The 3,801-nt window shown below is 43.5% G+C and carries 7 protein-coding genes and 1 pseudogene; all 8 read left to right on the top strand.

Features of this window, described 5'->3' with window-relative positions:
- Positions 1 to 252 (top strand): annotated as a pseudogene (locus Q0191_RS01440) (phage portal protein); the annotation flags it as partial.
- Positions 253 to 272: 20 nt separating this feature from the next.
- On the top strand, positions 273 to 977 hold the full coding sequence (locus Q0191_RS01445; RefSeq protein WP_297663166.1) for a head maturation protease, ClpP-related: 705 nt from the start codon (positions 273 to 275) through the stop codon (positions 975 to 977).
- Positions 977 to 2,194 (top strand): phage major capsid protein, encoded by a 1,218-nt coding sequence (locus Q0191_RS01450; protein ID WP_297663168.1) that lies wholly within the window; start codon positions 977 to 979, stop codon positions 2,192 to 2,194. The genes Q0191_RS01445 and Q0191_RS01450 overlap by 1 nt, the downstream gene beginning before the upstream one ends.
- Positions 2,195 to 2,201: 7 nt before the next feature.
- Entirely contained in the window at positions 2,202 to 2,522 is a 321-nt protein-coding gene (locus Q0191_RS01455; RefSeq protein WP_297663170.1) for a head-tail connector protein, read from the top strand.
- Positions 2,515 to 2,859, top strand: a complete 345-nt coding sequence (locus tag Q0191_RS01460) for a phage head closure protein (RefSeq protein WP_297663172.1) — start codon at positions 2,515 to 2,517, stop codon at positions 2,857 to 2,859. The genes Q0191_RS01455 and Q0191_RS01460 overlap by 8 nt, the downstream gene beginning before the upstream one ends.
- Position 2,860: 1 nt before the next feature.
- Entirely contained in the window at positions 2,861 to 3,280 is a 420-nt protein-coding gene (locus tag Q0191_RS01465; RefSeq protein ID WP_297663174.1) for an HK97 gp10 family phage protein, read from the top strand.
- Between the two features lie 3 nt (positions 3,281 to 3,283).
- The gene (locus Q0191_RS01470) at positions 3,284 to 3,670 is read left to right on the top strand and encodes a DUF806 family protein (RefSeq protein WP_297663176.1); all 387 of its coding nucleotides are present in this window, start codon (positions 3,284 to 3,286) and stop codon (positions 3,668 to 3,670) included.
- A gap of 3 nt (positions 3,671 to 3,673) precedes the next feature.
- The coding region (locus Q0191_RS01475; protein ID WP_297663178.1) for a phage tail protein at positions 3,674 to 3,801 on the top strand (128 nt) is incomplete at its 3' end.

The raw sequence follows: 3,801 nt of genomic DNA on the forward strand, positions 1-3,801 counted from the left end.
TATCTGCGACCTGTTATTAGCGAGATGACTTATAAACTAGGAACTGAACTAGACTACGATATACGGCCTGCTATTGACGTTCTGGGTACATCTTACATGGCGGCTATATCGAATCTGGTCAAAGCTGGAGTTGTCGCCCAAAATCAAGGCTTGTCTTTATTGCAGAGTGCAGGAATTGTTTCTCAGGAATTGCCAGAGCCTGACAATCCAAATACGACAAGGAAGGACCGTGTAAATGAATCACAGGAATAGAAAGGGGGTGAGGGTAGCAGATGGGAATTATTGATATTAAAGGCAATATTGTTTCAAACGATGTTGGGGAGTTTTATGAGTGGTTTGGCATATCTAGCACATATCCTGATAAGGTCCAGCAAGCTATTGCAAGCAACGAAGACGACGAAATCACGCTAAACATTGCGTCAAATGGTGGCGATGTCTTCGCGGCCAGTGAAATCTACACTATGTTAAAAGACAGCAAGAAAAACATTGTAGTAAATGTGCAAGGTTTAGCTGCCAGCGCTGCGTCCGTTATAGCGATGGCTGGGAATATAGTCAGAATGTCGCCGACGAGTCAAATGATGATCCACAAAGCGTCTGTTGTCGCGTATGGCAATGCTGATGACCTAGGTCACGAATCAGACGTACTAAATAGCATTGACGAATCAATCGCTATGGCTTATGAACTTAAAACAGGCATGAACCAAACGGATATTTTACAGCTTATGTCAACCGAAACTTGGATGAACGCAAAAGCAGCAGTTGACAAAGGCTTTGCAGACGAAATCATGTTTAACGACGCGGACGAAGAACCAACTTTTGAAAATGCACTACTCGGCAACTTGCCGAGTAAGGCGGCAATCAATAAATTTAGAAATTTGATTGCAAAACAAAAAAATAATACAGGACCCAGTCAGCCAAAGAACTCATTACGAGAACAGAAGCTGGCTATTTTGTTAGGCAAAAAAGGAGGAAACTAATGCCAAAAACAGTAAATGAACTTAACGAACTTTGGATTGAAGCCGGCCACAAGGTCGAAGATCTAAACGAGCAAATCAACAATGCTCTGAACGATGAAAGTTTCACAGCTGAAGTTTTTGAAGCTTTGAAGAATCAGCGCGATACCGCGAAGGTACGCCGCGATGCCTTGAAAGATCAACTCGTAGAAGCTCGGGCGGCTCAAGTCGCGGCAATGGAGAAAGAGGATATCAAACCTCTTAACAGGGAAGAACTCGAGCTCAAGGATACATTTGTTACAAACTTCAAAAACATGATTGAAGGCAAACCATTTGTGAATGCTTCGAGCCCGGCAACTACCGGCCTTGTGTCTTCCAAGGAAGATGACGCAGCAGGAAACGGCGGTCTGACCATTCCTAAAGATATCCGTACAGCTATCATGGAGCTTACGCGTCAGTTCTTCAATTTCCAGAACTTGGTCACGGTAGAAACTACTTCAGTAAAACAAGGGTCTCGAAATGTAAACTCTATCTCAACTGTTACACCACTAATTAAGCTGGATGACGAAGATACCAACATCCCAGACCTTGAAGGTCCTAAGTTATCAATTGTCCGCTATGTAATTGCTGAATATGCAGGTATTTTGACTGTTACAAACAGCTTGCTTGCTGACACAGCTGAGAACATCTTAGCTTGGTTGACAAACGAAGTTGCTAAGAAAGTAGTTGTTACTCGTAACGCTGCTATCTTGGAAGCATTCGGAAAATCGCCAGCTAAACCAACTGTTGCCAAGTTTGACGACATCAAGGATGTTTTCTACTCAATTGATCCAGCTCTTCGCGCTAACGCAGCATGGGTGACTAATACATCAGGTATCAAAGTCCTGGCAAAAGTCAAAGATGCAGATGGAAATTATCTTTTGCAAAGAGATGTCACCAAACCTGATACTTATCTGATTGAAGGTAAGCCAGTGATTGAGGTTGAGGATGCACGTCTTGCTGATGCAGCATCAAGCACTCATCCGCTGTACTTTGGAGACTACAAGGCGTATGCGACATTGTTTGACCGAGAAAACATGGCGTTGGCTACCTCTACAGAGGCAGGAAACGCATTCTATCGCAATCAAACCAAGCTACGTGTGATTGACCGCTTTGATGTTCAAGTTGTGGATAGCGGCGCTCTCGTTGCTGCTTCATTCAAGACAATCGCTGATAACGAGAAAGCTGGAGCTGCGGGGTAACTAGCATATGACAGTAACGCTCGAACGATTTAAGAAAGCGATGAACCTTGACGAGGTTGAAGACAACGACCTCGTCCAAGGCTATTTGACGGCAGCTGAACACTCAATCAAGGCGGCGGTAGGCGAGGACAAGTCAGGAAATTTTTATACTCGAGAAATTGTCGCGTCAATGATGGATGTGGCAGTTATCGCAATAGCGGGATCATATTACACCTATCGTTTGAGCCTTGCCGACGCGCAGACTTATCCTGTCAATCTGACTTCCAATGCCATTATCGGGCAGTTAAGGGGGATGTACGACTTGCACCAGGAGGGTCAGGATGACTAAGAAATATTTACCATCTGAATTTAGTAAGATTGCTGTTTTCGGGGAGATGAAGTCCGCTCCTAATTCCGCTGGAATCAACATTCCAAAACTAACTGAGCTTTTCCAACTGCATTACAGACCGGTTAAGCGAACGCAAAATCAGATTTACCTTGCTACTCAAAGCGGGCTAGCAGATACAGTAATTATTTGTATCAGGCACAGCGCGAGAGTGCATAGTAAGCTTCAGGTTGCTATCAACGGTTTGACTTATGACATTGTCACAATCGCTCCAGATGACACACCGGGTTTTGGTAAATATGATTTTCTGACTTTGAGATTGAGAAAGAAAGTAGGCTGATATGGTTGGACTAGATGAAGCTTTGCAAGGCTGGCTAAGAGATGTCCAGCGAATAACTGACCTAACACCTACAGAACAATCAAAAATCACACAGGCAGGAGCCAAAGTGTTTCAGGAACGGCTAGAAGAAGCGACTCGCAACAAGCACTATGACACAAAGCGCTATAACCCTAAGCGCGGCCACTTGGCCGACGGATTAGAAACACAGATGTCTAACGCAGATGGGCGGAAGACAGGGGTTTCTACTGTGGGGTGGAGCGATGGCATGAATGCTACAATTGCTCGCTGGCTAAATGACGGAACAAAGAAAATGGCAGGCAGCCACTTTGTGACAGAAATCCAGCAATCAAAAAAAGTGCTTGAAGAGGTTCTAGCCGCCGAAAAAGCAGAGTACGAAAAACTAATTAGGAAACGGAGGTAGTGTATGCTCGCAACTTTGGAAATGAAAAAATTATTAGACGGCTCGCAATTAAGCGAAGTACAGCGTGTTTACACTAGTAATCTTCCTAAAGAGGAACAGGATAATGTGGGCGAAACAATCATCCTAGTCACTGATGCAAACTCTGAACTCGGTCTAAACGGGAACAATACATTTCATCTTGTTAGAAGACAGGTGGAAATTCAGATTTTTTATAAATTGGATATTGATTTTGATATTGACAGTTTTGAAGTTCGACTAATGAAGCTGCTCAAATCAAATCACTGGTCAATTTTAGACATTCGTGGTCGCACGGTAGACCCGGACACGCTGCAGATGACTTCTGTCATTTATGCAGAACAAACAAAGATTTTAACACAAGGAGAAAACTAATACATGGCTATTGTAGGTTTAAAAATGGTTACGTTGGCACTTGTTGACGAAAATCAAAAATTGCTGAAAGGCGCCGAAGGGCTATCTGCTTCAGGAATCGTTGAAGTAGATGATACTATGTTTGGTACTAA

The organism is uncultured Streptococcus sp. (assembly GCF_938036805.1).
GTDB lineage: Bacteria > Bacillota > Bacilli > Lactobacillales > Streptococcaceae > Streptococcus.

Bases quoted from the DNA above. Each gene is read 5' to 3' on its own strand.
- Q0191_RS01445 (WP_297663166.1), top strand. From the start codon at position 273: ATGGGAATTATTGATATTAAAGGCAATATTGTTTCAAACGATGTTGGG.
- Q0191_RS01450 (WP_297663168.1), top strand. From the start codon at position 977: ATGCCAAAAACAGTAAATGAACTTAACGAACTTTGGATTGAAGCCGGC.
- Q0191_RS01455 (WP_297663170.1), top strand. From the start codon at position 2,202: ATGACAGTAACGCTCGAACGATTTAAGAAAGCGATGAACCTTGACGAG.
- Q0191_RS01460 (WP_297663172.1), top strand. From the start codon at position 2,515: ATGACTAAGAAATATTTACCATCTGAATTTAGTAAGATTGCTGTTTTC.
- Q0191_RS01465 (WP_297663174.1), top strand. From the start codon at position 2,861: ATGGTTGGACTAGATGAAGCTTTGCAAGGCTGGCTAAGAGATGTCCAG.
- Q0191_RS01470 (WP_297663176.1), top strand. From the start codon at position 3,284: ATGCTCGCAACTTTGGAAATGAAAAAATTATTAGACGGCTCGCAATTA.